We start from the raw sequence: 3,017 nt of genomic DNA, 5'->3' as shown, positions 1-3,017 counted from the left end.
TTTGAGAGCTATTGGACGGACAGCAAAAAGGCAGCTTTCGGCGAGTTATGCAAAGCGGAAAACATCAATCCGCAAGAGCTGGAAAAATTGCTGAATCACTACGCCTTTGCCAACCGGCTGCCACGCGAACAGGAAATTGTCGATTCGCTGAACTTCAAGCCCAAAATTCTGGAACGCAAGCCGATCATCGAGCGGGTAGGGGATAAGATCAAATCGTTTATTGATACGTTTATCGAGGGGATGGGCGGGAGTGTTTAATTGGTCAGCATCAATCTATCACTTTATTTAACATAAGGTTTTTCTTATTATCCACAAAATCTGTGGATAACTTTGTGGATAATCATCTTGCATGAGCCACTAACTCATAAATTTCTAAGGAGTTTTCTTAGAATGCTTAATTATGTAACATATCAAATATGTTCAAATTATCATTTGCTTACGGGATATTTTTCGGCCTGATGTGAAGACTCTGGCGGGATATTTGTAACTTTTTAAATCTGTGGATTATTTGGAATGTCAAGGAAAAAGATATGAAATGAATAGCAGAAGATTGTATAAGCAAGATAGGTACTTCTGATGCTTTGACTAATGCGGGTGATTCAAACCCCAATGAAATTCTAGCCACCAAAAATCATAAATGGGTTTCACAATAAGGAAGCAATCGGATATGGAAAGTAAAGAACTGGCTAAGCTTTTAGGTATTAGCCACCAGATGTGCAATCGGCTCAAGAAGCGCGGCATGCCTACAAATTCATTACAAAACGCGCTTGAATGGCGCAAGCGCAATCTTGATTTTCGTTAAACCAAATCATGGCGAATGACGGAAACCAGGGCGTGAAACCGGTTTCACCTTAAGCAGAACGACGCACGCAGCCACCTACAAAAACGGTACAGGAATTAGGGGGTACTTTTCTAAAAACGGGTAAAAAAGCGGGTAAATTTAAAAATACAAAAATTTACACCGCCTAAAATAAGGGAGTTCAGAGAATAATGTGACTCCCATCCTCGCCAAATATCCATTTATTTCTTCGCCACTGCACTCTTGAAAGTAGCGCCTGCAGAGAATTTTGGTGCGATTGTTGCGGCGATCTGGAGTTTCTCACCTGTCTTGGGATTTTTACCCTCACGGGCAGCACGCTGAACTGATTTAAACGAACCAAAACCAGGCAGCGTAACATCATCACCTTTAGCAACGGTTTCAACGATGGTATCAAGTACTGCATTCACGGCACGCGCTGCATCGGCTTTGGTTAAGTTAGTGCGGCTGGCAATCTCTTCGATCATTTCAGTTTTATTCATCGCTTAAAATACTCGGGTTGGTTAAGAGGCGTGCAGTATAGCTGTTTAAACCATTTCAGAACAAAACTAAGTATAAAATATTTTTCAGGTTCCTTTATGGTACCAATTGAAGTAGTCCAGCATCTTGATCTATAACCAGGCAAATCCGTGAACTTCAATCAGCCGGGGTGCCATCAAAGGGCGCAACATTAGACGAAGCACGGCTTGCTTATATTCACCGGTTTCGGGAGCAAGCCGCCGGACGTGCTGCGACAAATGGATTAGACCTGGCCAGCTAACGGGCACGATTGGCGAAAATGCAGGCGGATAAGCTGGAAGCTGAATTAGCGGCCAAGCGCGGCGATATGACTTCACTTACTGAAGCCGTAATGGAGTAGAGTGATTTAGTAAATGCATTCCGGCAAGAGATGCTTTCCTTACCGGTACGGGCCTGTGATTCAATTCCGGAAATTAACGATCGATCAGGTACGAAGCGTATCCTTTTACTGGCATGGTGTCCGAAGCGCTCTCTGAACTTTCACGTTGGAAGCCTGACGGTCCCGGGGAATCCGAAACCGAGGCAGAGGGTAACGATGTCAACGCCTGAATATAATGGCTACAGTAAAATGCTTAATTGCATTTGCAACTATCGTATAACCAACATCAGAAAAACATGAATAAAGAAGAAAGTCTTGCGCTTTATGAAAAAGGAATGAAAGCCTGGAATGCTTGGGCTAACGATATACTGGCCAAGAAAGCAGAGCTTGAGGAAAACAAACAGTGGCAAATAAATACGTTTAGGCGTGGTGGGCTCAATAATACAACTAGAGATTGGGTGGATGTTTCGAGTGTTAATTTTCCCGAACATTTCTTTGAAGAGCACGCGGATTTTTCTGGTTTCATTTTTCCATATTCAGTGAATTTTGAAAATGCAACATTCAGCCATTTTACAGATTTCATAGGCGCGACATTTAATGATTCTGCGTTGTTTTATGGAGCAATATTCAACGGTCATGCATTGTTCAATATTGCAAAATTCGGCAGTGTGTCAGTGTTCGGTAACACAACATTCAAAGCCCATACAATGTTCACAAAAGCCATATTTAGGGGCAATTCGAGTTTTGACAGAGCAAAGTTCACTGAAAATGCAGATTTCGATGGAGCCTTATTTGAAAATTCCGCAGTCTTTGATGATACGAGCTTTGAAAGTCATTCTTCCTTCATCGTCATAGAAGGAAAAAGTCGTTTCTCATTCAAACATGCTAAATTTCACTTAGCGCCCGACTTTAATCAGGCGCATTTTACGGAAGCGCCACAATTTGATGATTCAGACTTCAGCGAAGCACTAAACCGTAGCCGGTCTGAAAGTGAGGGGAATATTTCTTCTAACTGGCGTGCATTAAAAAAACTAGCCATTCAAGGGCATGACCATGAACGTGAATTGATTTTCTTTGCCGCAGAAATTAAATCACAGCGAGGCAAGGAAGATAAGGCATTTCCTCAACCAATAAAATACTTAATAAATAATAATAACGACGCCTTGTGGCCGGGTGACTCTCGTTATTGGTTCGGCTATTTTTACCAGTGTTTTTCAGATTTTGGCCGTTCAATAATGCGACCGCTTTCATGGTGGCTGGGTTTAGGTGTAAGAAATCTCAGGGTTGTTTACAGAGAGGTTGATAGAAATAAGCGTTGAGTATTTCATAAGGGGTGGCATTATTCAAACTCTTATGAGGCTT

General features: G+C 42.1%; 4 protein-coding genes. 3 read left to right on the top strand and 1 reads right to left on the bottom strand.

Annotated features, from left to right (window positions below):
- Together BLU57_RS15505 and BLU57_RS16775 are read left to right on the top strand one after the other, a co-directional pair.
- Positions 1 to 258: type I restriction endonuclease subunit R, EcoR124 family (locus BLU57_RS15505; protein ID WP_143027015.1), on the top strand; the 258-nt coding region annotated here is incomplete at its 5' end.
- 409 nt (positions 259 to 667) lie between these two features.
- Positions 668 to 802, top strand: coding sequence for a hypothetical protein (locus BLU57_RS16775; protein WP_256206338.1), 135 nt, complete (start codon positions 668 to 670; stop codon positions 800 to 802).
- Between the two features lie 218 nt (positions 803 to 1,020).
- Here the strand turns inward: BLU57_RS16775 and BLU57_RS15500 are convergent, their stop codons facing one another.
- Positions 1,021 to 1,299, bottom strand: coding sequence for an HU family DNA-binding protein (locus BLU57_RS15500; protein WP_090322893.1), 279 nt, complete (start codon positions 1,297 to 1,299; stop codon positions 1,021 to 1,023).
- A 652-nt stretch (positions 1,300 to 1,951) separates the two neighbouring features.
- Between BLU57_RS15500 and BLU57_RS15495 the strand changes: the two genes are divergently transcribed.
- The gene (locus tag BLU57_RS15495) at positions 1,952 to 2,974 is read left to right on the top strand and encodes a pentapeptide repeat-containing protein (protein WP_090322890.1); all 1,023 of its coding nucleotides are present in this window, start codon (positions 1,952 to 1,954) and stop codon (positions 2,972 to 2,974) included.
- Positions 2,975 to 3,017: the final 43 nt, after the last annotated feature.

The organism is Nitrosomonas oligotropha (assembly GCF_900106555.1).
In the GTDB taxonomy this organism is placed as follows: Bacteria; Pseudomonadota; Gammaproteobacteria; order Burkholderiales; family Nitrosomonadaceae; genus Nitrosomonas; species Nitrosomonas oligotropha_A.
This window is presented reverse-complemented; position numbering and strand designations above follow the sequence as displayed.